Genomic DNA, 23,106 nt, shown 5'->3' with positions numbered 1-23,106 from the left:
CGGTGTCAATCTGTGGTTATCTGGCAGCCTTGCGCACTGGCTCGATAACGCTCTCTGCGTGCTTCAGCCGCTTCTCAGCGCGCTTCTCCTTAATGCTCTTGCCAGTTTTTTTCGCTTCGCCCTTACGTGGGGATTTGCTCGACATAACGTGCCGTCCTTTACCGGAGACGCTAACGGCCTCCAACAAATTTGGGGAAAGTACCCCATAACCTGAACCATAGGAAGTTTTGAGCAGAAGAGCAAGGTGCACCGCGCCTATTCCCGCCGGCATCTCACCAAGATGGTGGAAGTGGACGTGTGGTTGCCGTGCGCTGTTTTTGCGGCGAGTCCTGGACTGAGCACAACAAGAGCATCGAGGAGCAAGGAAACAGGACCATGAATGCACTGCAACCGCCAACACTGTCCTTCTTTGCTTCCGTCACGGTTCAGGTTGGCGAAGCAATCAGCATCGGAACCACCATTGACGGCGAGCGCAAGGTGGTGCCGATTACCGGTGGCACCGTGCTGGGTGAATGATTCACCGGCAAAGTATTGATTGCAGGGGCGGACGTCCAGCTCTACCCGCTGGGCACAACTGCGTACTTGAAAGCGATGTATATCTTGGAACGGGAAGGATGTATATCTTGGAGCGGGAAGACGGTACGCGCCACTTTGCCGATTACCAGACTCTGCGCACCGGCTCGGCCCGGTATCTGTCCAAGCTGGTGGGCGGAGAAGAAGTTCCGGCGCAGAACATCTAATTCTGTTTCTCCCCACGTATTACCGCACCGGTGGACAGCGATTTCGCATGGGTCAGCCACAACGTGTTTATCGGTACCGGCCGGCGCCTGCCAGATAGCGTGCTGCTCGAATTCTTTGCCGTGGATCAAGAGCCGGCATCATAAAGCGAATTGAGAGCAACACAACGGCCCACGCCCAGCCCCTGCCTAGCTTCAGCCGGTACCCTTTTGGTGGGAGTCGGTATTACCACTTCTTGAAGCGAAACTAACTTCCCCTTGGTCAACCTAAGGAATCTTCACTGTGGACAGCACGCAGCAGCACCTCAACGCCTACATGGTGACATGGAAGCTGGAACGCGAATTCGGTGGCATGACCACCGTGTGCATCCAGCGCGCGGCCGCTTTCGCCGAACGCTATGGTTCAGCTGCGGTAGTGACTTTTCCGCCTAACCCGCAGTTGGACCAGATCGCCGCTGAGTTGGTGCAGCGCGGCAAGCTGTCCCCCAAGGTGCAGGTACTGAACCCCTATGCGTTCTTGGCGGAGCATGAACTGGATCCGCAAGCCAGCATCCCTGAGCCGGCCAGCGAACCGGTGCACCAGGACTTCACCGGCACTGAACAGGTGTACTACCCCGGCGACAAGGGCACCCTTTTCTGCGAGCACAGCACGGCTGGGCCAGATGAGCAGATCACCCGGATGACCTACTACCGCGGCGATGGCACGGTGTTCCTAACCGATACCAGCTTCGAGGATACGAAACCCCGGCGCATCGTAGAGGCTTTTGACCGCACGGGCACACTGGTGGCGCGCTTTCCCAGCGCTGCGGCTTTCTACCGCCACTGGCTGACGCAGATCGTGGACCATCCGGATTCCCTCGTAGTGGTCGACAGCAAATTCACTGCGAAGCTGCTTGCCTCGTGGACACCGGTACACGTACCCAAGATCTTCGCATTCCACAGCATCCACGTGGCCAAGGGGCAGGATCTTGCCAGCGGCCACCTGTCCAAGGGCCACGAGCACATCATCGCTGAACGTGCAGCCTGGGATGGGTTCGTCTTCCTCACCAGCGCCCAGCGCAAGGCTTATGTTGACCGCTTCGGAGAAGCCGACTCGACCTTTGTCATTCCCAACCCACTCAACGCTCCGGCGGTACAGCCCCCGGTACCGCAGCGCAGTCCGCTGAATCTGATTGCCGCCGGTTCGCTGACCCCGAATAAGAATGTCGCCGTCGCACTGGAGGTCATTGCCGAGCTGGTACGCCGCGGCAAGCAGCCGACCCTGCACATAGTAGGCGAGGGCAACCAATCCGAGGCTCTGGTTCAAAAAGTTGATGAGCTTGAGCTGGGAGCGCATGTGGTGTTCCACGGCTACTCCGACCAGCTGCCACGGCACTTCGCTTCTTGCACGGCCCAATTGTTCACCTCGACCAATGAGGGCCAGGCTCTGGTCATCCTCGAAGCCCAGGCCCAAGGATGCATCCCGGTGTCCTTCGACATCAACTTCGGACCTTCAGATAGCATCATCGATGGCCATAATGGCTTCCTAGTTCCCCATGGCGACATCCAGGCTATGGCTGATCGGGTCCAGTCGCTGATGGATGATCCAACCCTGGCGGCCGAGCTATCAGAAAACGCCCGCACCTTTGCCAGCGAGTACCAATCTCGCGATCTCGTCTCACGTTGGGAAGAAACCTTGTCACTGACCAAGATGCTCAAAAACCTTGGCGCGAAGAACCGCGTCCCGCACTTTGAAGCCAAACTGCGCGGCGTTGATTTCCTTGACGGACAGCGGTTGCATGTTCGGGTGGAACATCAGGCGCAACTCGAAGACCTGCCAGAGCCGGCAATCTTTGAGCTGGTCTTCATCAACCGCCGGAGCACTGAGGAAATCGCGAGCGTGGCCGCTTCCAGCGTGGATGAACAGCTCGCAGCCTTTGACCTGGAACCATCACTCTTGGGCGAAACCCAGGAACAAGATGCCGCGGTGGATATGAGCCTGCGACTGCGCATTGGCAAAGCCATGGAGCTCAAGCGCTTGGGACTGCCCGAGTCGAAGATCCTGCCGTACTTCACCAAGCATAAGAACCTCTCCTTCAACCGCAGGGGCTAATCAAAGGAGCAAGGAGCGCACAGCGGCAATACGGCAGACCCCTAAGTTTCTCCAAGTTGTGCAACATAGGCTGATTTCCATGCGAATTCAGATGTCCCAATTGCGCCCATTGCTCGTCAGCCACCGGATTCTCATGACAGTTCCAGGCATGGAGGACTTTGAGAAGACTGGGAGCACCTACAATCCTGATGCGTGGATCAGCTATGAGCAGGACCTGGCACTGGATCCCTACACTACCTTTTGGGGAACCAGCGGAACCGCTCTGCCCTGCATGGGAGCTTTCTCCTATACGCATTCAAAGCTCAATAAGACCATTACCGTTGGGCGCTTCACTTCCATTGCCAAGGGGATGAAAGTGATGGGCGCCAAGCACCCGCTGGAGTGGGCCTCGACCAGTCCGGTGTTCTATAACCAGCGACTGCTGATGCAGACCTACAGCGCTGATCACGGGGTCGAGCTGAACGCAGCGGACTTCAGCTACAAGCCGGGCAACATCAGCATCGGCAATGACGTGTGGATTGGTGAAAAAGTCACCTTGGGCCACGGAGTCACCATCGGCGATGGGGCCGTGATCGCCTCGAACTCCGTAGTAACCAAGGACGTGCCACCCTACACGGTTGTTGGAGGTTTGCCCGCAAAGAAGATCCGCGACCGCTTCGAAACCGAGGTAGTGCAAGCACTGCAGGCTTCGCAGTGGTGGCAGTATGCACCGGAGGACTTGACCCATCTGGATGTCGCTAACCCGGCCATCTTCGCCCAACAGGTCATTGGCCAAGCGGCCGCCGGTAATTTGCAGCCATTCCAAACGCAACCGCTCACTGCCAAGCACCTCGCCGAGCACCTGCAGGCCTAAGCACCGAAGCTACCGCGGCTAATGCCTCCTGAAGACGCGCAATGCCCCAGGGCGCTCGACGGATCGGCGAGCGCCCTGGGGCATCGGAGTTCTGGGCCGCTTGGGACTTAGCCCACGGCGACGCGCAGTTCGTTATTCCACGGGTCCTTGAATCGAAGCTCGGCTCCGGTGTGGTGGTTGCCCACCTTCGCGAAGTTCAGGCGTTCGGCCAGCTTGCCTACTTCTTCTTCGCTTGGAACGTTGATTAGCACTTCGCCCAGCCCCAGGGTGTCCTTGCGGGGACCTGCGCCGCGGGAGTTCCACACGTTCATCGCCATGTGGTGGTGGTAGCCGCCAGCAGAGACGAACAATGCCTGGTCGCCCAGCGCGGTGGTCTCGTCAAAACCCAGGGTGTCCACATAGAACCGGCGTGCGGTGGCCACATCGCCGACCTGCAGGTGGACGTGGCCGATATCGGCGCTCGCCGATTGCAAGGAGGCCATAGCCTGTTCGCTCAGGTGGGTATTGAGGTAGTTGTTGGGGTCCAGGTAGATGGTGTCCATGCGCACTTCGCCGTTGTTCCAGGTCCAGGTCTCGCGCGGCCGGTCGAAGTACAGCTCGATGCCGTTGCCTTCGGGGTCGGTGAAGTAGAAGGCTTCGGAGACCAGGTGATCTGAGCTGCCGACAAATTTGCTCTGGTCGAATTGCGCGGCCGAGAGCACGGTGGCAGCCAGGTCTGCTTGGCTATTGAAGAGCAATGCGGTGTGGAACAGCCCCGCTTCGCTGCGCGCAGGAAGCTGAAGGCCCGGGGCGTTGTGCAGGTTGACCAGCTCCTGGGCACCGCGGCCCAAGCGGGTGCCGTCGGCAGTTTCATCCAGCACCGTGAGCCCCAGCGCTTTTTGGTAGTACTCGCTCATGACCTTCATGTCGCCGACTTTCAACTGCACGGCGTTCATATGAGTGGCTGCGGCGAGCTTATCTTCTTTGAGCATGGTCATGGCCAGCGCCTTCTTTCCGATCAGGACTTCTTGTTGAAAACAACCCTACGCCAATTTAGTTGAGACTTCAAGTAAATTGGAATGTTCCGGTCATCACGCTCGCGATCGCGGTACGCGCCATTGGCACTAGGGGAGCAACCGGGCGAGATCTGGATGCAGATGCCGGCTCGATAGCGCCACAGCTGCCGCTCCGGCAGCTACCTCCAAAGCCGCTTGCACCGATGATCCCCGCTGGTAAGCCGCGAGAAAACCGGCCATGAAGGCATCGCCGGCACCATTGCTGTCGATCACCTCGACCTTTGGCGCAGCCACTTCCCAGCGCCGCCCCTGGCGGTTCATTGCCACCGCACCCCGCGCTCCACGCGTGCATATTGCCATTTCTGGACCATGGCGCAGGCAAGTGGCCATCAGCTCCCACGGATCGCTGGTTGCATCATCGTTCATGAAGACCACGGAGGCCGCCCTCAGGAATGGCAGATGAAATTGGGCTGTGCCATCGAAGTCATGCAGGTCGACCCATAGCGGTACAGGCGGCTCGGCGAGTTGCCTGATAATCCGCAACCCCAACTCGCTCAGGTCAATCACTGCCAGGTCAGCTTCCCCAATGGCCGCGCAGAGGGCATCAGCATCCGCGTCCTCGACAGCGGAGGGCGTTGCCAGATAGATGGATACGCGTTGCCCGCCAGCCATGAGATTGATATGCCGCTCGGTGCTCACGCTGGAAATCGCTTGCAGGTTGACGCCCGCGCCACCGAGCACGTGTCGGAGCAGGCGTCCTGGCTCATCGTTGGCCAGCGGCGTGCAGAGCGTCGTCGCAACCCCCAAGGAACTCAAGTGCAGCGCTTTGCCCGCGGAGGTTCCACCCACGGTGTACCACTCGTTGCGGGCGGATAGCTGCTGAGGCCGAGGGTCAGGCAAGCGGTCAAGCTCGACGAGCTGATTCCAGCTAGATGGACCACAGACGAGCACATTGGGCATTTGACTCATGCACTTATTAAATACGCGTGGCATCACCCGATTCAACAGTTTGGAGCCAATTACGCTTTCAAACCCTTGGACTTCAAAGTATATTGGCAAGTGATCTGCCTCACGATGATGTGGGGTGCCCTAGTCCCAGCGACGGAAGGTTGGTTGTGAGCGTTACCGATGAATTCAGAGCAGCCCGAGATCGGCTCCTGGAACTGCGTGAGGACTACGAGACGGCGCGGGAAGATTTCCGCTGGCCCGAGTTCAGCGAGTTCAACTTCGGCTTCGACTGGTTCGACCAAGTGGCCAAGGATCCGCAACGAGCCGATGCGCCGGCGCTGATCATCACCGAACGCGACGGCAGCTCAACACGCCGCAGTTGGGCCGAGCTCTCACAGCGCTCCACGCAACTCGCGCGCTGGCTCAGCGATATAGGAGTGCGCCGAGGCCAGACGATCGCAGTGATGCTCGGCAACCAAGTGGAACTCTGGGAATCGATGCTGGCCGGCATCAAGCTCGGGGCAATCCTGATCCCCTGCACCACGCAGCTGACCCCCACGGACCTGGCCGATCGCATCGAGCGCGGGCATATCCAGTGGGTGATCACCAACCAGGGCGAGATCCAGAAATTCGAGACGGTCCCCGGCGATTACACGCTGATCCAGATTGGCGGCAGCGCAACTGAAGGCATCCTCGACTTCGCGCAGTCCTACAACGCCGAAGCCGAATTCCAGCTGGACTCCCCCACGCGCGCCGATGAAACACTGCTGCGCTATTTCACCTCCGGAACCACTTCCAAGGCGAAGCTGGTGGAGCACACGCACACTTCATACCCGGTGGGGCACTTGAGCACGATGTTCTGGATTGGGCTGGAACCCGGCGATGTCCATTTGAATGTCGCTTCCCCGGGCTGGGCTAAACACGCTTGGTCCAATTTCTTCACCCCATGGATCGCCGAAGCCACGGTATTCATCTACAACTACAAACGCTTTGATCCGGTAGCCCTGATGAACCAGATGGATGCCCGGCACGTCACCAGCTTCTGCGCACCACCCACCGTGTGGCGCCTGCTCATCCAAGCGGATCTGAGCGAATTGAAGAATCCGCCGCAGAAGCTCGTCTCGGCCGGCGAACCACTGAACGCCGAAGTCATTGACCAGGTCAATAACGCTTGGGGCCAAGTGATCCGCGATGGATTCGGGCAAACCGAAACCACCGTCCAGATCGCCAATCCTCCGGGCGAGCAGATCACCATCGGCGCGATGGGGCGCCCCATGCCAGGCTATGAGATCGTGCTGCGCGATCCGGCCACCGGAGAAGAAGGAGATCTGGGTGAAATTTGCCTGGTCACCGCCCAGCGCCCGCTGGGTCTGATGAAGGGGTATTTCGAAAACGAGGAAAAGACCAACGAAGTCTTCCGCGACGGGGTCTACCACACCGGAGATATCGCTGAACGAGACGAACGCGGCGTGCTGACCTATGTGGGCCGAGCCGATGACGTGTTCAAATCCAGTGACTACAAGATCAGCCCTTTCGAACTCGAATCGGTATTGATCGAGCACCCAGGGGTGGCTGAAGCGGCAGTGGTTCCGGCACCGGATGAACTGCGGCTCACCGTTCCCAAGGCCTACATTGTTGCTTCTGGCGGTTATGAGCCGGGCCCGGAATTGGCCGAATCGATTTTGGCTTATTGCCGCGAGCATCTCTCGGCTTTCAAGCGCGTGCGCCGGATCGAATTCGCGGATTTGCCCAAGACGATCTCGGGCAAGATCCGCCGTGTGGAGCTGCGCCAAGCAGAAGAGCAACGCCATGGCGGTAGCATCCCAGCAGGAACCGAATACAAGGACACCGATTTCCCGAACCTAATGAGCTGAGCCGCCATCCCGGTATCGCCGCTGTGCAGGTGGCGATGCCGGGAACTGGCCCTAAGCGGTTATTTTCAGCATTCTGACCGGCGCTGTATCTGATTCACGACAATATTGGAGACATTAATCCACAATGGTGCGCATGATGTCGCAACAATTCGTCTAAATTGGTCACTGAAGTATATTTGGATACTGACGACCGACGAATTCTATTGGGCACCGATGCCCCGCTTGCAAAGGACTCCAATGAGCAATACCGATAAGTTCCGGGCCGCACGCGATCTGCTGCTGGCAGTACGCGATGACTACGACCGGGCACGGGCAGAGTTCGCTTGGCCGGAATTCACCGATTTCAACTTCGCCTATGACTGGTTTGATGCCGTAGCCAAGGACCCAAAGCGGGCTGATCAGCCAGCATTGATCCTCACCGAACCAGATGGCAGTACAGCTCGCTACAGCTGGGCGCAGCTCTCGCACCGTTCTACCCAGGTGGCCCGCTGGCTTTCCGACGAAGGACTGCAACGCGGGGACACGATCATCCTGATGCTCGGCAACGAGGTGGCCCTGTGGGAATTGATGCTCGCGGGCATGAAGCTGGCAGCGGTGATCATCCCTTCCACCACCCAGCTGGTCAGCGCAGACCTTGCCGACCGCATTGAGCGCGGCAACGCGAACTGGGTGATCACCAGCCATGAACACGTCGCCAAATTCGACACCGTGCCAGGAGACTACCGGATTGTCCAGGTACGCGGCGAGGCAACCGAGCACACCTTGGACTACGCCAAGTCCTTCGATGCGCCAGCTGAATTCAGCCTTCAGAGCCCAACGCTGGCCGATGAAAACATGCTGCTCTACTTCACCTCGGGCACCACGTCGTTGGCAAAACTGGTCCAGCACACCCACACCTCGTACACCATCGGCCACCTGGCAACCATGTTCTGGATCGGCTTGGAGCCCGGAGATGTTCATTTGAACGTCGCCTCCCCCGGCTGGGGCAAGCACGCATGGTCCAATTTCTTCGGTCCGTGGATCGCTGAAGCCACCGTTTTCGTGTACAACTATGATCGCTTTGATCCGCTGGCCCTGATGAATCAGATGGACACCGAGAACGTCACCAGCTTCTGCGCGCCGCCTACGGTTTGGCGCTACCTGATCCAGGCAGACCTGAGCGCACTGAAGACTCCCCCGCGCAAGCTGGTCTCGGCCGGAGAGCCGTTGAATGCCGAGGTCATTGACCAAGTGCGCACGGCGTGGGGCCAGGTGATTCGCGATGGCTACGGCCAGACCGAGACTACGGTGCAGATCGCCAATTCCCCGGGCACCGAGGTGAAAGTCGGTGCAATGGGCCGCCCGATGCCAGGCTATGTGGTGGAGCTGCGCAATCCGACCACCGGAGAACTGGCTGAAGTCGGCGAGATCTGCTTGCGATTGGATCCCAAGCCTGCCGGCTTGATGAAAGGCTACTTTGCCGATCCGCAGAAGACCGAGGAAGCCCTGAGGGGCGGAGTCTACCACACTGGCGATATTGCCGAGCGTGATGAAGAAGGCGTCTTGACCTATGTGGGCCGAGCCGATGACGTCTTCAAATCCAGCGATTACAAGCTCAGCCCCTTCGAGCTGGAATCGGTCGTGCTGGAGCATCCAGCGGTTGCCGAAGTAGCGGTGGTTCCATCACCGGATCCGCTCAAGCTCTCGGTACCCAAGGCATTTGTGGTGCTGGCCGCGAATGTCGAGCCTTCAGCGGCGGTTGCCAAGGACATCCTCGGGTTCTGCCGTGAGCAGCTGGCCCCTTACAAACGGATCCGCCGTCTCGAATTTTCCCAGCTCCCGAAGACCATTTCCGGCAAGATCCGCCGTGTGGAACTTCGCCTGGCCGAGGAAGATCAGCAGGCCAAAGGCACCAAGCCCAGCGGCGAATACCGGGACACGGATTTTCCGGAGTTGAAGAGTCTGAGCTAGCGGGAACCTCCAGAGACTGAACGCTTAAAATAGCGAGATGGGTCGCAGTTCAAATGAACTGCGACCCATCTCGCTATCTATAATTCTTTGGCCGTTCAGTTGCTGCGCTTGGCCTTCAGCGCGTCAATGATTCCCTTGCCCAGGTAGAACGCGCCATCGGCATACCAAGCCGCCATCAGGACCTGGCGTGCTGATTTGGGCAGCCACTCGAACTTCTGGCTGCGTGCCAGAACTTGATGCGCCACCACACCGGATGCGAGCACCGCGATGCCAGAGCCAATCAGCGCCTTGGGATTCCAACTGTGGCGGTACAGCAACCTTTCGATTCCCTTGGCTTCACGTTCCTGCTCAGCCAACGCTGCCCTCAGGGTCTTGATCGGGTTGCCGGTGGCAAGTACTCGGCGGTCTTCGGGCAGCGGGCGCCCGGTGAGGTAATCCACGCTGCGCGGGTCAAACCCGAAGAGCGAGAGCAGACGCTTCAAATCCTTCAAATCCGCAGAGTGCGCCAATAGCTGCTGGGCTTCTGCACGGGCCGCAGGATCTGAGATCAGTTTTTCAAGCAGCTCGGTATCCTCTTCACCGTAGACATAGAGCAGGCTTTCTAGCTCCTCCAGCCGTAATGCTGCCGGCGAACCGGCAACTGGTTCAAGGATTGGCGTGCGCTCCAGATCAAGCACAATACCCAGCGAGGAACTGAAGATATCGCGGCGTGATCCCTTGGCTTCAATGCTTGCCGAAATGACATTACCCATTCGAGTCAAAGACAAGAACGGGCGGTTCGAGCGCGAGATGTTCGGGGCATAGACAGGTTCCTTCAGCATTGCCATCAGTCCCGAGGCGCTGTCCCACACAGTGATCTCGTTATCCGCGAATCCTGCTGCCAGCACAAGCTCTGAGCCCTTGAGCTTGGGACCGTGCAGCAGCTCGTTGGTGCTGCCGAAGTCCCCAAGGACCTCATCATCCGGAGTCGGGCCATCAATCTCATCCCCATCCACCAGCACGTAGCTTGCTCCGGTGGAGTTCTTCAATTCGTGGACCAGCTTGGTCACGCGCGACCCTTCGCGCAGCTTGCCCTTGGCATCAATGCGGTAGAGCACCGCATCACGGGCTTCGCTTACCGTGGCCACTTCGGCGGTGACTTGAGTTGAATTCTCACGCTCAACAGCTCCGCCGATAAAGCCCAGCAGGCGGCGGTCGGCTAGCGCGGTGCGTACCAGCTGTGCCGCTTCGGGCTTATCGCCCATGAAGATGAACTCCAGGTTGAGGTAATTGAACTCAGTTGAATCCACGAAAAGTAACCCCTTTGATTGATTGGATTTAGAGATAAATCAATCATAGGCTGAGATTACCCCAGTCATCGTCGAGTACACCGCTAACATGCCAGGCTGCTTAGAGCCTTAACAACAGCGTGACCAGCTGGCTCGATGAGTTGCTACTTGGCACCGTGGACGCGGTGATGGGTAAGCGGATTGGCTCCACACGGTTCGACTAAGGCATATCCCGGCTATGATTCCTGCCCGTTGGTTGTTTGCTCGCTTCCACGGCAACGGCCCATTATGGACTCGCAGCGGCTATTCCCCTTCGCATTCGAAGTCCAACGCGCCCTATCCGCATACGAGGCTTATTAGCGGGAATCGGACTCGAAATCATGGCCTCGTGCTGAACCAGGATCGGCCCCCTCCTGCGGTTCGCGTTCCTCGGTGCTGCGTTCATGAACCGTCTTGCGCAGGCGTTCGACTTCCTGCGCCCGGCCTGCCCAATATTCGGGCTCTAAGCCGAAACCGCCGATTGCTTCCTCAGCCATTTGCCTGAAACTATCGCGATGGTCTTCCAAAGCGTTATTCAGATCTTCGAACTCATCGTGACTGACGCTGACATCAATATGCTTTCGAGGCATTCGAATCTTCCTAACTTGTTAGACGGGCGGAATTTTTTAATTGTTCCGAACTTATGTGCCGGAGCGATGCAGGGCAGCGGCTACAAGGGTTTACTCAGGAACTCGGTGACAGAACCTTGGATGCCTCACACGTTCTTCCAATGAGACAACCTGCAGGAAGCAACATGGTCACCTTTCAAGCGTTTCCTTCCAATGCAACCAAATACCCCACGGGCTGGAGCTGACGCTATGTGCCATGCACCTGCCGGGAAGATGCAGTGCTCTGCGGCATCGTTGAGTCGCGCAGAGCGGAATGCCCTGGCTCATCAGTGATCTGAACACTGCGGATCATGGCATTCAAAAATTTTGCCGTGGCAAGACGCTCGCTCTCGGAAAGCGTACCGGCCGCCTCGATCATTCGCTCGTGCATCTTATGCAGCGTTCCGCGTACTTCTGTATCACTGTATTCGGTGGGCACGATGCCCACGGACCGGCGATCTGCGGGATGTACAACACGATCAGCGTAGCCATCACGGCACAATCGGTCGATCAGAGCCGAAACAGATGCATTCGAGATGCACAATTCTTCAGCGAAGTCACGCTGGCGGAGAATCTTGCCTTTGCGATGGGCTGCCAGCAGGAAACGGAGCGCAGACATGTCGGTTTCGTTCATTCCCATCGAACCGCGAGTCTGTGCTCGCATGCTCCGCTCTGCCTCACGGTACCTGCGCATGAGATTAAGCAAATCAACCGCCTGGGGCACCGAGCTGTCCTCGTCGTACCAATACCCGCTGGCTCTAAAATTGCTCATGGGAACTCCCTTCGCCCGATATCAACGCCGAGTCCGTGGACTGCAAAAGTGGGATCCACTCTTATTTGAAGTCCAGCTTGCATAATTTGAAAATATTAATGTAGCCTAGCTAATAGTTAGCCTCTCTAGATATACCTTACTACGAAACAGCTACGATCATCGGACCGGAACATGAATAAGCCCCTAGCAGTTCCCTTAGAAAAAACCACGCGCGAAGCCAAGGCCTGGCAGGCGCGGATTCACAAGATCGCAGCCTTCGGTTCCCAGCAGTGCCAGAACAAGGACACTGTGCATTCAGCGATTTGCACGATCACCGGATCACCAGATGAACTGACCGTCAACTTGGCATGCACTTCGAAAAGTGAAGACAGCGTGTCTGATCTGATGCAGTACGCCAACGACACTCTGCTGCCGCAGATGGAAAAGGACCTCGGCGTCCGGTTTGAAGTGCGGAATTTGCAGTTCGCCGTCGCCGGCAGGGAAAACCTGTTGGCATCCCCCGAACACGCAGACCCCGCTGGGCTGCCCAAGAGCTGGCTGGACCATCCATTCACCGCCGAGCAGGCCAGCGGGCCGCGAATGGCTGTGGAAGATCAACCTTCGATTTTGAGCATGGCCTAGAAGCTCCGGCCCCTAGCAAGAAGAATCCACCGTTAAAACCAGGGTCCAGTGCGAGGCCAACATAACCTCCCGGACCCTGGAAGCATCAGTATTTTCATTCATGTGCAGTGCAAGAAAGGGAAGTACCTAACATGCCAGGTCGAATCGTTCGAACACAGACAGCAATCAGAGTCGCTGATTTTCTCGCCACCCGTGAAGGCAAAGCGCACCTAGCCGATTATTGCTGGACTCCGGGAATGCCCATCGTCATGACGCAGCCAGCTGAATCCCTCAACGATGCAATGGGCATGGTCTCGATCCATGGGCGTGCGGTGCTGGTAGCGATGCTCGATCCGCAAACTGATGAGTTGCAGTTGATGCATGTCACCGTACCGCAACCCGACCTGCAAGTGGCGAAGCCATCTTCAGATCGGCTCACCGTAGGAGAGTTCTTTCACCGCCTCGGGACGGAACTCATGACTGAGTTCCGCATGAAGTTCTGGAAGCACACGGCCGTAGCCCACAAAATTCCCGCGTGCGCTGCTATGCAATCACAGAACACCGCAACTGCACGCTGTTCTCTGCCAACAAAAGGTCTCAAGCCAGCGCTGGCCACTGCGGCGTCCAGCAGATAAGCACCTTGCTAGCCCCATAGCCGCGCCTGCCGCATCCCGAAGGGAGCGGTGAGCGCGGCTATTGCTTCACCGCTGAGAATCCACCCGAATTCTCGCGACTGGCCCAGAGGCATCGGACGCTATCGGGGAAGCGCGCGCCGTTGGTCAGGAAGATTAAATGAAATCACTGGTCTTGCCCATAACCCGGTCACCCCGCCGGGATTATTCGCGAGTCGGCCGCCCCGTGGGCGCTCTTAGCGTCCGGGCCATCGCCAACCGATGCGGTCAGCTATGTGTGTGGAACGCTCCAGGCAAAACAGTCAGGGCGGTGACCAGCGTAAACGCTGGTCACCGCCCTGTGTAGACTATCGGCTACTTATTGCCCAAGTACTTCTCGAAGCCTGCTGGAAGGTTCAGGCTCGAAGGATCAAAGTCCTGGTTGGCACCTTGGCCGAAGGAAGCTCCGGTAGGTGCTGCGGCCTTCTTGTTCTTGGCCTCCAGCTCGGCCTGCGCGGCCTTGGCCGGGTTGCCGAACTTCTGCTGCTTCTTGCCCTTGCCCTTGGCCTTCGCCTTGCGGGCAGCGCCCTTGCCGGCCCCCGGCATGCCCGGGATGCCGCCGCCGGCAGCCATCTTCTTCATCATCTTCTGCGCTTCGGCGAAGCGCTCAAGCATCTGGTTCACCTCGGAGACCGAAACGCCCGAACCCTTGGCAATACGCGCGCGGCGCGAGCCGTTGATGATCTTCGGAGCCACGCGCTCGTGCTGGGTCATCGAACGGACGATGGCCTCAACGCGGTCGATCTGGCGTTCGTCGAACTGCTCAAGCTGCTGGCGGGAAATCTGTGCGCCGGGCATCATGCCCAGCAGCTTCTTCATCGAGCCCATCTTCTTGATCTGGGCCATCTGGGCCAGGAAGTCGTCCAGGGTGAAGTCTTCCTGGTCGGCGAATTTCTTCGCCATGCGCTCGGCTTCGGTCTTGTCCCAGTTCTTCTCGGCCTGCTCGATGAGCGTCATCACGTCGCCCATGTCCAGGATACGCGAAGCCATGCGATCCGGGTGGAAGATCTCGAAGTCATCCAGGTTCTCACCGGTGGAGGCGAACATCACTGGCTTGCCGGTGACCGAAGCTACCGACAGCGCGGCACCGCCACGGGCATCGCCATCAAGCTTGGAGAGCACGACACCGGTGAAGTCCACGCCTTCATGGAAAGCCTGGGCGGTGTTGACCGCGTCCTGGCCGATCATCGCATCGATGACGAAAAGCACTTCATCCGGGTTGATGGCGGCGCGGATGTTCGCGGCCTGGGCCATCATCTCGGTGTCCACGCCCAAGCGGCCGGCGGTATCCACGATGACGATGTCATGCAGCTTGGCCTTGGCCTCGGCGACACCGTCGCGGGCTACGGTTACCGGATCCCCGGTGGGGGTGTCGAATTCCGAGGAGACGCCCGGGTGCGGTGCGTAGACCGGAACGCCGGCGCGTTCGCCGTTGATCTGCAGCTGCTTGACTGCGTTGGGACGCTGGAGGTCACAGGCCACCAGCATCGGGGTGTGGCCCTCAGCTTTCAGGTGCTTGGCCAGCTTGCCGGCCAGGGTGGTCTTGCCGGCACCCTGCAGGCCGGCGAGCATGATCACCGTTGGAGGGTTCTTGGCCAGGTTCAGGCGGCGGGTTTCGCCACCGAGGATGCCAACGAGTTCCTCGTTGACGATCTTGACGACCTGCTGGCCCGGGTTCAGCGACTCGGAAACCTCGGCGCCCAAGGCGCGTTCCTTCACCTGGGCTACGAAGCCGCGGACCACCGGTACGGCAACGTCGGCGTCAAGCAGGGCGCGACGGATCTCGCGTGCGGTACCGTCGATATCCGCTTCAGTCAGGCGGCCCTTGCCGCGCAGGTTCTTGAAGGTTGCTGTCAGGCGATCGGAAAGTGAATTGAACACGTGCCGGGCACTTCTTTCGATAGGTCTTGTGGTGCGCATCAACAGCGCACAGGACTCAACTCCTAAGAATATCAATAATCAGGCGCACGGCTAACCAGCTGTGCAGCGTTTCACCCGTTGTCTCTTCCCCAGCGCTCCACTGCTCCCGCCCAAAGGGACGGGAGCAGCATCAGGGAACCGGGCAGCCAAGGACTACGGCTTGGCCTCGCTGGCAGGTGGTGCGGCCGCTGCCGGCGCCTGCGGGAGCTTGACCGGGGCGCCCGCTTCGGGCTTCACCGCCGCCGTTGCCTTCGGCTTCGGCTTGGCCGGTGCCGGGGCAGCTTTCTGCACGGCCGGTGCTGCGATAGCAGGCGTGGGCTTCGGCTTGGGCAGGGTTGCGACCGGCGCCTTGGCGACCTGCTTCACGGGTGCTGCAACTTTAGGCTTGGCCGGAGCCGCGGCCTTGGGCTTCACTGGCGGCTTGGCCTGCTTTTTCGCAGCCGGCGCGGCGACAGCAGGCTTGGGCTTGGGCTTCTCAACCGGCACTTCCTTCGCGGCCGGCTTTTTCGCAGTTGTGGACTTGGCCGGCGGCAGGGCCTTGGCCACTGGCGGTTCCTTCTCCGGCTCTTGTGCTTGCAAGTCCACGGTCTTGGGTTGGGCTGCACCTATTTGGCGCTCGACGCGGGCCGCGGGGTCGGTGGGATCCTCGCTGGCTGGAGCATCCTTACCGCCTGGGTCCTGGCCCTCCCGGGGCTCGACGCCTGTTTCCTCGCTGGGTTCAGGCACTTGGGTTGGTTCAGAGGTTGGCGTGGAGTTACTCGATTCCGTTGCCTCCGGAACGCTATCCGGAGCTGATGGCGCCACGCTGGAAGGCGGTGCCGAAGGACTTGGCGACGCGGTAGGCGCCGTCGACGGGCTCGGCTCAGCAACTGGTGCAGTGCTGGGCGTCGGCGCTGCGCTGGGCGCGCTCGGCTTGGCCGAAACGGGTGCCGGTGATGCTGATGCAGATGGCGTGGCCTTTGGGCTTTCGGTATTCAATTTTTGTGGCGGCTCGGGCGTCTTGCTCGGCTCTGGCGCCGGGTGCGCGGGACGCGGGGACGGGCGGAGTTTGCCGGATTCCTTTTTCGGCTGGGCCTTCGGCTTGGCTGGCGCGGCTTGTTTCTTCTTGCTCGCTGCTGGCGGCTGGAGCGGATCCGCGTGGGAGTGCCTCGTGGTCTTCGGCGGCGCTGGATGTTCCGTTCTGGCCGATCCGTGATGCCTGGCCGCCCCGGCGTACTGCCCGCGTCTTCCTGTTGCCGGTTGATGACGCATCGCACTGCCGGCATCGACTGCAAATTGCGTCGAAGCGAACAACGCCTGGCGCTGCCCTCCGCCTGAAGGAAGGTAGTTGCGCGGATTATGCCATTGGCCATTGACGATGACCTCGAAATGCACATGGCACCCCGTGGAATTGCCGGTGGTCCCGGCCAGGGCGATGATCTGGCCTTGGACGACAAGCTCGCCCACTCTGACGAGCAAGAGCGAGTTGTGGCTGTACCCGGTCTGCACCTCATGCCCGTGGTCAATGGTGACCCGCTGGCTCGAATGCCCGGCCCAGCCCGCGACGACCACCCGGCCCGACTCGCTGGCGCGCACGGGCGAACCGCAGGAAATTGGATAATCCTGGCCGATATGGATTTGGCGGCCGAACCCGGTCGGATTGAACCTCCAACCGTAAAGGCTGGAAATCCGGCGGGTGGCCACTGGATGCTCCAAGAGCAGACCAGGGCTCAGCATTGCCGGACGAATGCCCTGGTCGGCAGCTAGCGGCGCGGCCTGTGCCAGCGCTCCAGGGCTTGTCTTTGCTGTCATCGCCGCCCGATTGGTGGCCACGTGTGCCAGCGGGTCGGGCGCGGACCCTCCGGTCCTTCCGCCAAGTGAACTCAGTCCGAGGACTTGGACAGCGGATGTTCCGCCCAGATCCGGTGCGGTGACAGCCTCGCTCCCGAGCGCCGGCGCTGGCGCGGCGGAAAAGGCCAGTGTGCTTGATTGGGCTCTGGCTGGCACTGCACCGGCCGCCCCGGGCCAAGCCAATGCGCTGCTTAAAGCGAAGGCCGCTGCAATGGCCAGCGCCCCGTACGGAAGCCGCCGGCCATTCCCCAAAACGCCGCGCGGCACAGAGCTGCTTAAACCATGATGTTGTCGTTTCATAACTTGCCAGTCCCCCAAAAACTGCAACTACTCAACAGAACCTCAGAATAGCCCCGGCACGATGATCAATCCATGGCTAGTCGAAGCCTTCGTCAGCAGCGTGAGGATTCCATGCGTCGCCTCTTTCCCCTCCGCGCCATCGCGGCCACGCCACGTGCGTTGAAATCCAGTACCGGCTCGATGCGGACTCGGTACCTGGGCGAGGCCCGAAGCACCCCGGAATCCGCCAAATCACCATGCCTCGCCAGGCCAGTCAACACCTGCTGATAACCCGATTCGGGCTGAACTTTTTAGAGCCCCACCTGGCTCGTGGGCTGGCATGGGCCATGAAGAGCGCTTCGGCTCGCCACCGCAGCGGGCTGGAGGGCGGCCCCACGCCCGGAATTCCCCGGGCCGGGCAATGTCGCTGCCGGACTCAGCCCTACTCATGTGGTGATAATGCTCTTGGGACCCCGTCGCGGCGCAACCGGTCCCACAGCGCAACACGCAGCAAAGGAGCACCGGTGGAGACCAGCACCCTGTCCAGCAGGCTATCGCGGTGGGCGGTCCTGTTCCGCGCCTGGCTGCAGGATTATCTCTATGCCGGTGCCTGGCAGCTGCGTTCGCTGCTGCCAAGTGCGGAGGCCGGCCGGCTGCGCTCCGGCTGCCATCCGGCAGCCGAACCGGTGGTGCTGATTCCGGGAATCTGGGAATCCTGGAAATTCCTGCTCCCGCTGGCCAACGCACTGCACCAGGCCGGCCACCCGGTGCACGTGATCCCGCAGCTCGGCTTCAACCGCGGCACGGTGCCGGAGATGTCCCAGGTGGTCTCCCGCTATCTGGACCGGGCGCAGCTCGATGATGCGGTGCTGGTGGCGCACAGCAAGGGCGGACTGATCGGCAAGTACCTGATGTCCGCCTCGCCGCAGGGCTACCGGATCAATCGGATGATCGCCATTGGCACCCCCTTCTCCGGTTCGCGCTATGCGCGCTATGCGCCGGTCCGCTCCCTGCGTTCGCTGTCCCCCAACGACCAGGGCCTGCTCAAGCTCTCGGCCAACCTGAGCGTGAATTCCCGGATCATCTCCATCTACAGCAGCTTCGACCCGCACATCCCCGGTGGCTGCGACCTGGCCGGCGCCACCAACATCAAGCTGCCTACACTGGGGCATTTCCGATTGCTGGCCGATGCGCGCCTGCACGCCGCAGTGCTCAAGCACCTGGCACCTGGATTGCCTCCGGCCAGCTGAATTCCGGCAGGCAGCGCACCGCAATCCGTGCGTTCCGTGTGAATCGCCCGGTGCTGTTGAGCCCGCCGGGGCCCTGGCCTAGCGTGAGCGGACAAGGGCTGGATCCCCAGCCCGCAGCCCAGATGCAGACAGGAGCAGCCGATGGACCCGCAGGAATCCTCCGCGTCGCAGCCCGACGCACAGTTGGATGAAGCCCAAGAGGCCAATCGCGAAGCCGCAGCCACATCCAACCCCGACCCGGAGCAGCAACTGATTACCGGACTGGAGCCGGGCGGTTCGGTGCCGCCGGGCGAAACCCCGCCCGGTGAAGGCTCGATGAGCCAAGACCAGGGGCATGGCGAATAGCGGCCCGCAGCGTCCGATCAGCGAGGCGCGCATTGGACGCTGGCTTGAAGAGCTGGCCGAGTCGGACGGGAACCCGGGCGGCGGAGCGGCGGCGGCACTGATGCTCGGTGCCGCCGCCGCGCTGATGTCCATGTCCGCCGGCTACGTCTCGGCCTCCGGACCCGCCCACACAGAGCTCGCCGGCCTGCAGGCCCGGGCCAAGCAGCTGCGGATCGACGCGCTGGGCATGGCCGACCGGGATGCCAAGGCCTCCGCGGATTTCGGGGAAGCCTCCGCGCAACCGCCCTCGGAGCAGCGCGACCGTCAGCTCGCCGCGGCCTGCTTGCAGGCCGCGAAATCCTCGGCCGCACTTGGTGCGCTGGCCATGACCGCCGTGAATGACCTGCGCTGGCTTGACCAGCATGCGAAACCGCAATTGGTGGCCGATGTTGCCGCCGCGCTGGGCATGGTCCGCGCAGTGCTGCAGGCCGCCAGCAGCAACCTGCGCTACGACCTGTCCCAGCTGCCCTCCGGCCCGGCGCACGCGCAGCACTCCGGATTATGGGATACCGCAGCATCGCTGGAGCGGGCGATGCAGACCGCCGCGCAGCTGGCCGCACGCGTTGATGCACGCATCAAGCGCTGATCCTGCTGCCCGGGAGCACCCTCGACGACAAGGAATGATAGCCATGGCCCAGAAACCAATTAATGCACTGATCCTGGTCTGCACCCTTTCCCCTTCGCCCAAAGCCTCCAGCAGCGATCTGCTGGCCCGGCAGGTGGCGGCGGAATTCGAGGAGCACCAGGTCCACTCCGAGATCCTGCGCATTGCCGATTTCGACGTAAAGCCCGGAGTGCTCAAGGACATGGGAGGCGGCGACCAGTGGCCGGGGATCCGGCAGAAGCTGCTGGCCGCGGACATCCTGGTGCTGGCCACCCCGATCTGGGTAGGCCACCCCTCGAGCCTTGCCCAGCGGGTGCTGGAACGGCTGGATGCCGAGTTGTCCCAGACCGACGAGCAGGGCCGCCCGATCCTCTTCGACAAGGTGGGCGTGGTGGCCGTGGTGGGCAATGAGGACGGCGCGCACCACGTGATTGCGGAGCTGGGCCAGGGTCTGGCCGATGTCGGGTTCACCCTGCCGGCCCAGGGCTCCACCTATTGGGTGGGGCAGGCCATGCACACCACCGACTACCAAGATCTGGACCAGACCCCGCAGGTCACGGCCAACGCCACGCAGATCGCCACGCGCAACGCAGCCCATCTGGCGCGGCTGCTCAAGGCCCAGCCATTCCCGGCCCCCTAGCCGCCGGATGCTGGGTGCAACCTGCAGATCAGCTGACGCCCATTGGCCGGTGGCCGATGGTGCCCTAGCATTTCAGCCAGCAGAAGACTGCAACCCCAGGCGAGAACTAAGGACGGGCCCATGCCGCACAACACCATCGACCAGACGACCTTGCACCGGTACCTGAGCGAACACCTGCTGGGCTCCGAATCCGGGCTGAACCACTTCAAGGCCGCCCACGGCACCTGGGCGGACACCGCCTATGCCCAGCGTTTCGAATCGCTGCACCAGCAGGTCAAAGCAGATCAGGATGACCTGAAGCGGATCATGGACCGGCTGGGCTGCACCAAGCGGCCGATGGCCCGCCTGCTCGCTCCGGCGGCCAAGCTCGCCGGGCACGTCAACCCGTTCAATCCGCTGCGCATGCGCAAGCTGGCCGCCGCGCAGGTGCAGCTCGATGTGCTCACCGGCCTGCTCAACGCGAAGCTGCGCATGTGGCAGACGCTGCTGCTGATGCTGCCCCATGATCCGCGCCTGGACCAGGCGCTGCTGCAGGACCTGTCGCACCGTGCCGAGTCGCAGATCAGCCAGCTCAAGGCGCTCAGCGACGAGACGTGGCCCGAGCGCTTCGCCCCGCAGGTGCACGATGAACAGGGGGAACACCGCCCATGACACCAAAGAAAGCGAACATTGTTGGCGCCGGCCCCAATGGGCTGGTCGCCGCGGCGGTCCTGGCCGAGCAGGGATTCGACGTCCAGGTCTTCGAGCGCAATGCCCATCCCGGCGGTGCCGCGGCCTCCGGCAGCACGCTGGGCGAAGGCACCATCGTGGATCTGGGAGCTGCCGCCCACCCCTTCGCCTATGGCAGCCGCGCCTTCGCGCATTTCGATCTGGCCGGACATGGTTTGCAGTGGGATTTCCACGGCTATCCGCTGGCCCACCCGCTGGACGACGCCGAGTCGGTCTTCCTGCACCAGGACCTCGAAGCCACCATGGCGCAGTTCCCCGCAGACCGGAAGATCTGGCAGCTGCTGCATGGCCCGCTGGTGCGCCATCCGCAGGAGATCCTGGACAACGCCACCAGCCCGCTGCTGGGCATCCCGCCGCATCCGGTGCTCATGGCACGCTTCGGGCTGCGCGCGCTGCCGCCGGCGAAGCTGCTGGCTTCCGCCGCGTTCCGGACCCGGCAGGCCGCGGCGCTCTTCGCCGGATCCAGCGCGCATTCCATGCTGCCGCTCTCCCACCCGTTCACCTCGGGATTCGGCGCGCTCTTCGGGGCCTTGGGCCAATCCTGGGGCTGGCCGGTGGCGCACGGCGGCACCGGCAGCATCATCGACGCGCTGCTGCGGGTGCTCGACGGGCTGGGGGTGCAGATCCATACCGGGCACCAGATCACTAACCTCGCGCAGCTTCCCGATGCGGACCTCACCTTCCTGGATGCCACGCCCCGCCAAGCGGTGCAGCTCGCCGGCGACCAGCTCCCGGCACGCCTGCGCCGGCGGTTCGAGCGCTGGCGCTATGGCACCGCGGCCTACAAGGTGGACTACCTGCTCGATGGACCGATCCCCTGGAAGGATGCGCGCACCGCGCAGGCCGGCACCGTGCATGTGATCGGCGATGCCGCCGAGCTGGCCTTGGCCGAGCGCCAGGTCGCCGCCGGGTCAATGCCCGAACGCCCGTTCGTGATGGTGGTCCAGCCTTCGAGCGCCGATGCCTCGCGCGCCCCGGCCGGCCGCCAGGTCATCTGGTCCTACGCCCACGTGCCCCAAGGCTATGACGGGGATGCCGGGGCGCTCATCGATGCGCAGATCCAGCGGTTCGCGCCGGACTTCAAGGACCGGATCGTGCAGCGGGTAGTCACCGGCCCGGCTCAGCTGCAGGCCTGGAATCCGAATCTGGTCGGCGGGGATATCGGCGGCGGATCACTGGCCGGCACCCAGCAGTTCTTCCGCCCCTCGCCCTCGCTGAATCCCTATTCGCTTGGCGTGCCGGGACTGTACCTGTGCTCCTCCTCCACCCCTCCGGGCGGCGGGGTGCATGGCATGGCCGGCTGGCATGCGGCGCACCGGGCGCTGCGTGATCTTGGGCGGCACTGAGCCTCGCAACCACGGTAGCTGAATAGGATATTGACTAGTAGAGAATAAAGTCTGGGAATTTCCTCAGAATCGCGGCCTGTTCGCAACAACTTGGTGGGCCAATGATAATTTTTTATCAAGTCCCCACCGCTGGCCGCATGGTCCACAGCGCATTTCAAGGGCCACGCTGCCCAGTCCGGAGGGACAGATAACTGCATTGTTGAAGTGAGAAGTATCGTCTAGAAGTGGAGGGTAGTTCACATGCCAGGAAGGCTAGTCAGGTCCCAGACCGCGTTGCGCGTAGCAGAGCTGCTGGGATCACGCGAGGGAAGAAGGCATCTGAGCAGCTATGGCTGGACCCAAGGAATGCCAGTGGTCATGACACAGCCTTTGGAAGCGCTCGATGATGTGATGGGCCTGGTCTCGGTGCACAAGCGGCCAGTGCTGGTCGCGATGGTTGAACCGCAGACCGAGGAACTGAAGTTCTTGCACATTTCCGAGCCTTCTCCAGTCTTGGAAGTGGTTCAGGCCAGCGCGCCGCGCAGCAAGATCAAGGATCTGTTCGGCCAGGCCGAGCACAGCGGAATGGCTGCATTCCGCGTGAAGTACTGGCAATACACTGCGCTCGCCCACGCGATTCCACCTTTCGACGCCAGCATGCTGGGACACAGGTACGCCACGCAGGAGGCCGGCAGCAGCGTGTAACAGCAAGCACCGCCGCAACGGGTACAGCCCCCA

Annotated in this window: 24 protein-coding genes and 1 pseudogene; 16 read left to right on the top strand and 9 right to left on the bottom strand. The window is 61.3% G+C overall.

The features are described from left to right. Positions 1-16 precede the first annotated feature (16 nt). Positions 17-145 carry a hypothetical protein gene (locus AB4Y71_RS09235; protein ID WP_441719879.1) on the bottom strand — a complete coding sequence of 43 codons (129 nt, stop codon included), beginning with the start codon at positions 143-145 and terminating at the stop codon, positions 17-19. A 230-nt stretch (positions 146-375) separates the two neighbouring features. Between AB4Y71_RS09235 and AB4Y71_RS09230 the strand changes: the two genes are divergently transcribed. The 3 genes from AB4Y71_RS09230 (at position 376) to AB4Y71_RS09220 (ending at position 3,682) form a co-directional block, all read left to right on the top strand. Beyond that, the gene (locus AB4Y71_RS09230; RefSeq protein ID WP_134780302.1) at positions 376-516 is read left to right on the top strand and encodes a DUF3237 family protein; all 141 of its coding nucleotides are present in this window, start codon (positions 376-378) and stop codon (positions 514-516) included. A 504-nt stretch (positions 517-1,020) separates the two neighbouring features. Continuing rightward, positions 1,021-2,829 carry a glycosyltransferase gene (locus AB4Y71_RS09225; RefSeq protein ID WP_441719877.1) on the top strand — a complete coding sequence of 603 codons (1,809 nt, stop codon included), beginning with the start codon at positions 1,021-1,023 and terminating at the stop codon, positions 2,827-2,829. Between the two features lie 79 nt (positions 2,830-2,908). Next, on the top strand, positions 2,909-3,682 hold the full coding sequence (locus AB4Y71_RS09220) for a CatB-related O-acetyltransferase (protein ID WP_441719874.1): 774 nt from the start codon (positions 2,909-2,911) through the stop codon (positions 3,680-3,682). A 107-nt stretch (positions 3,683-3,789) separates the two neighbouring features. Here the strand turns inward: AB4Y71_RS09220 and AB4Y71_RS09215 are convergent, their stop codons facing one another. Next, positions 3,790-4,659, bottom strand: a complete 870-nt coding sequence (locus AB4Y71_RS09215; protein ID WP_441719872.1) for a VOC family protein — start codon at positions 4,657-4,659, stop codon at positions 3,790-3,792. A 126-nt stretch (positions 4,660-4,785) separates the two neighbouring features. Continuing rightward, a complete protein-coding gene (locus AB4Y71_RS09210) occupies positions 4,786-5,646 on the bottom strand; it encodes a carbohydrate kinase family protein (protein ID WP_441719870.1) in 861 nt (286 codons plus the stop codon). Positions 5,647-5,792: 146 nt separating this feature from the next. Here AB4Y71_RS09210 and AB4Y71_RS09205 point away from each other — a divergent pair, with 146 nt between their 5' ends. Then, positions 5,793-7,499 carry an AMP-binding protein gene (locus tag AB4Y71_RS09205; RefSeq protein ID WP_441719867.1) on the top strand — a complete coding sequence of 569 codons (1,707 nt, stop codon included), beginning with the start codon at positions 5,793-5,795 and terminating at the stop codon, positions 7,497-7,499. Positions 7,500-7,736: 237 nt separating this feature from the next. Then, positions 7,737-9,449 (top strand): AMP-binding protein, encoded by a 1,713-nt coding sequence (locus AB4Y71_RS09200; protein ID WP_441719864.1) that lies wholly within the window; start codon positions 7,737-7,739, stop codon positions 9,447-9,449. Between the two features lie 95 nt (positions 9,450-9,544). Here the strand turns inward: AB4Y71_RS09200 and AB4Y71_RS09195 are convergent, their stop codons facing one another. The 3 genes from AB4Y71_RS09195 to AB4Y71_RS09185 all read right to left on the bottom strand — a co-directional run bounded on the left by AB4Y71_RS09195 (position 9,545) and on the right by AB4Y71_RS09185 (position 12,004). Further along, positions 9,545-10,738 (bottom strand): hypothetical protein, encoded by a 1,194-nt coding sequence (locus AB4Y71_RS09195; protein WP_441719863.1) that lies wholly within the window; start codon positions 10,736-10,738, stop codon positions 9,545-9,547. A gap of 335 nt (positions 10,739-11,073) precedes the next feature. Beyond that, on the bottom strand, positions 11,074-11,346 hold the full coding sequence (locus tag AB4Y71_RS09190) for a hypothetical protein (protein WP_417366142.1): 273 nt from the start codon (positions 11,344-11,346) through the stop codon (positions 11,074-11,076). A gap of 226 nt (positions 11,347-11,572) precedes the next feature. Beyond that, positions 11,573-12,004 carry a MarR family winged helix-turn-helix transcriptional regulator gene (locus AB4Y71_RS09185; RefSeq protein ID WP_441719860.1) on the bottom strand — a complete coding sequence of 144 codons (432 nt, stop codon included), beginning with the start codon at positions 12,002-12,004 and terminating at the stop codon, positions 11,573-11,575. A gap of 303 nt (positions 12,005-12,307) precedes the next feature. Between AB4Y71_RS09185 and AB4Y71_RS09180 the strand changes: the two genes are divergently transcribed. Both AB4Y71_RS09180 and AB4Y71_RS09175 read left to right on the top strand, forming a co-directional pair. Beyond that, on the top strand, positions 12,308-12,757 hold the full coding sequence (locus AB4Y71_RS09180; RefSeq protein ID WP_102597740.1) for a hypothetical protein: 450 nt from the start codon (positions 12,308-12,310) through the stop codon (positions 12,755-12,757). 236 nt (positions 12,758-12,993) lie between these two features. Beyond that, the gene (locus AB4Y71_RS09175) at positions 12,994-13,371 is read left to right on the top strand and encodes a hypothetical protein (RefSeq protein ID WP_441719857.1); all 378 of its coding nucleotides are present in this window, start codon (positions 12,994-12,996) and stop codon (positions 13,369-13,371) included. Positions 13,372-13,722: 351 nt separating this feature from the next. On the opposite strand, the gene ffh is transcribed toward AB4Y71_RS09175, so the two are convergent. Continuing rightward, positions 13,723-15,288 carry a signal recognition particle protein gene (ffh, locus tag AB4Y71_RS09170; RefSeq protein ID WP_013348838.1) on the bottom strand — a complete coding sequence of 522 codons (1,566 nt, stop codon included), beginning with the start codon at positions 15,286-15,288 and terminating at the stop codon, positions 13,723-13,725. Between the two features lie 192 nt (positions 15,289-15,480). Beyond that, positions 15,481-16,053 carry a hypothetical protein gene (locus AB4Y71_RS09165; RefSeq protein ID WP_441720608.1) on the bottom strand — a complete coding sequence of 191 codons (573 nt, stop codon included), beginning with the start codon at positions 16,051-16,053 and terminating at the stop codon, positions 15,481-15,483. A 22-nt stretch (positions 16,054-16,075) separates the two neighbouring features. On the opposite strand from AB4Y71_RS09165, the gene AB4Y71_RS09160 reads away from it, so the two are divergent. After that, positions 16,076-16,522, top strand: coding sequence for a hypothetical protein (locus AB4Y71_RS09160; protein ID WP_441720606.1), 447 nt, complete (start codon positions 16,076-16,078; stop codon positions 16,520-16,522). Between the two features lie 197 nt (positions 16,523-16,719). On the opposite strand, the pseudogene AB4Y71_RS09155 reads toward AB4Y71_RS09160, so the two are convergent. Then, positions 16,720-17,043 (bottom strand): annotated as a pseudogene (locus tag AB4Y71_RS09155) (M23 family metallopeptidase); the annotation flags it as partial. Positions 17,044-17,236: 193 nt separating this feature from the next. Between AB4Y71_RS09155 and AB4Y71_RS09150 the strand changes: the two are divergent. From AB4Y71_RS09150 to AB4Y71_RS09115, 8 genes are all read left to right on the top strand, one after another. Then, entirely contained in the window at positions 17,237-17,443 is a 207-nt protein-coding gene (locus tag AB4Y71_RS09150; protein WP_441720604.1) for a hypothetical protein, read from the top strand. 517 nt (positions 17,444-17,960) lie between these two features. Continuing rightward, complete coding sequence (locus AB4Y71_RS09145) at positions 17,961-18,686, top strand: esterase/lipase family protein (protein ID WP_441719854.1); 726 nt, start codon at positions 17,961-17,963, stop codon at positions 18,684-18,686. Between the two features lie 141 nt (positions 18,687-18,827). After that, complete coding sequence (locus tag AB4Y71_RS09140) at positions 18,828-19,031, top strand: DUF6480 family protein (RefSeq protein ID WP_105657709.1); 204 nt, start codon at positions 18,828-18,830, stop codon at positions 19,029-19,031. Continuing rightward, positions 19,021-19,656: a cyclodeaminase/cyclohydrolase family protein gene (locus AB4Y71_RS09135; RefSeq protein ID WP_441719851.1), complete on the top strand. Its 636-nt coding sequence runs from the start codon at positions 19,021-19,023 to the stop codon at positions 19,654-19,656. The genes AB4Y71_RS09140 and AB4Y71_RS09135 overlap by 11 nt, the downstream gene beginning before the upstream one ends. Before the next feature lie 43 nt (positions 19,657-19,699). Beyond that, on the top strand, positions 19,700-20,314 hold the full coding sequence (locus tag AB4Y71_RS09130; protein ID WP_441719848.1) for a flavodoxin family protein: 615 nt from the start codon (positions 19,700-19,702) through the stop codon (positions 20,312-20,314). A gap of 120 nt (positions 20,315-20,434) precedes the next feature. Further along, positions 20,435-20,965 carry a hypothetical protein gene (locus AB4Y71_RS09125; protein ID WP_441719845.1) on the top strand — a complete coding sequence of 177 codons (531 nt, stop codon included), beginning with the start codon at positions 20,435-20,437 and terminating at the stop codon, positions 20,963-20,965. Further along, positions 20,962-22,389, top strand: coding sequence for a phytoene desaturase family protein (locus AB4Y71_RS09120; RefSeq protein ID WP_441719842.1), 1,428 nt, complete (start codon positions 20,962-20,964; stop codon positions 22,387-22,389). Before AB4Y71_RS09125 ends, AB4Y71_RS09120 begins: the two co-directional genes overlap by 4 nt. 357 nt (positions 22,390-22,746) lie before the next feature. Continuing rightward, entirely contained in the window at positions 22,747-23,073 is a 327-nt protein-coding gene (locus AB4Y71_RS09115; protein WP_441719839.1) for a hypothetical protein, read from the top strand. The last annotated feature ends 33 nt before the right edge of the window (positions 23,074-23,106 follow it).

The organism is Glutamicibacter sp. MCAF14, from assembly GCF_052114325.1.
Classification (GTDB): domain Bacteria; phylum Actinomycetota; class Actinomycetes; order Actinomycetales; family Micrococcaceae; genus Glutamicibacter; species Glutamicibacter arilaitensis.
This window is presented reverse-complemented; position numbering and strand designations above follow the sequence as displayed.

Bases quoted from the DNA above. Each gene is read 5' to 3' on its own strand.
- AB4Y71_RS09235 (WP_441719879.1), bottom strand. From the start codon at position 145: ATGTCGAGCAAATCCCCACGTAAGGGCGAAGCGAAAAAAACTGGCAAG.
- AB4Y71_RS09230 (WP_134780302.1), top strand. From the start codon at position 376: ATGAATGCACTGCAACCGCCAACACTGTCCTTCTTTGCTTCCGTCACG.
- AB4Y71_RS09220 (WP_441719874.1), top strand. From the start codon at position 2,909: ATGCGAATTCAGATGTCCCAATTGCGCCCATTGCTCGTCAGCCACCGG.
- AB4Y71_RS09215 (WP_441719872.1), bottom strand. From the start codon at position 4,659: ATGACCATGCTCAAAGAAGATAAGCTCGCCGCAGCCACTCATATGAAC.
- AB4Y71_RS09210 (WP_441719870.1), bottom strand. From the start codon at position 5,646: ATGAGTCAAATGCCCAATGTGCTCGTCTGTGGTCCATCTAGCTGGAAT.
- AB4Y71_RS09200 (WP_441719864.1), top strand. From the start codon at position 7,737: ATGAGCAATACCGATAAGTTCCGGGCCGCACGCGATCTGCTGCTGGCA.
- AB4Y71_RS09190 (WP_417366142.1), bottom strand. From the start codon at position 11,346: ATGCCTCGAAAGCATATTGATGTCAGCGTCAGTCACGATGAGTTCGAA.
- AB4Y71_RS09185 (WP_441719860.1), bottom strand. From the start codon at position 12,004: ATGGGAATGAACGAAACCGACATGTCTGCGCTCCGTTTCCTGCTGGCA.
- AB4Y71_RS09180 (WP_102597740.1), top strand. From the start codon at position 12,308: ATGAATAAGCCCCTAGCAGTTCCCTTAGAAAAAACCACGCGCGAAGCC.
- AB4Y71_RS09175 (WP_441719857.1), top strand. From the start codon at position 12,994: ATGCCCATCGTCATGACGCAGCCAGCTGAATCCCTCAACGATGCAATG.
- AB4Y71_RS09140 (WP_105657709.1), top strand. From the start codon at position 18,828: ATGGACCCGCAGGAATCCTCCGCGTCGCAGCCCGACGCACAGTTGGAT.
- AB4Y71_RS09135 (WP_441719851.1), top strand. From the start codon at position 19,021: ATGGCGAATAGCGGCCCGCAGCGTCCGATCAGCGAGGCGCGCATTGGA.
- AB4Y71_RS09130 (WP_441719848.1), top strand. From the start codon at position 19,700: ATGGCCCAGAAACCAATTAATGCACTGATCCTGGTCTGCACCCTTTCC.
- AB4Y71_RS09125 (WP_441719845.1), top strand. From the start codon at position 20,435: ATGCCGCACAACACCATCGACCAGACGACCTTGCACCGGTACCTGAGC.
- AB4Y71_RS09120 (WP_441719842.1), top strand. From the start codon at position 20,962: ATGACACCAAAGAAAGCGAACATTGTTGGCGCCGGCCCCAATGGGCTG.
- AB4Y71_RS09115 (WP_441719839.1), top strand. From the start codon at position 22,747: ATGACACAGCCTTTGGAAGCGCTCGATGATGTGATGGGCCTGGTCTCG.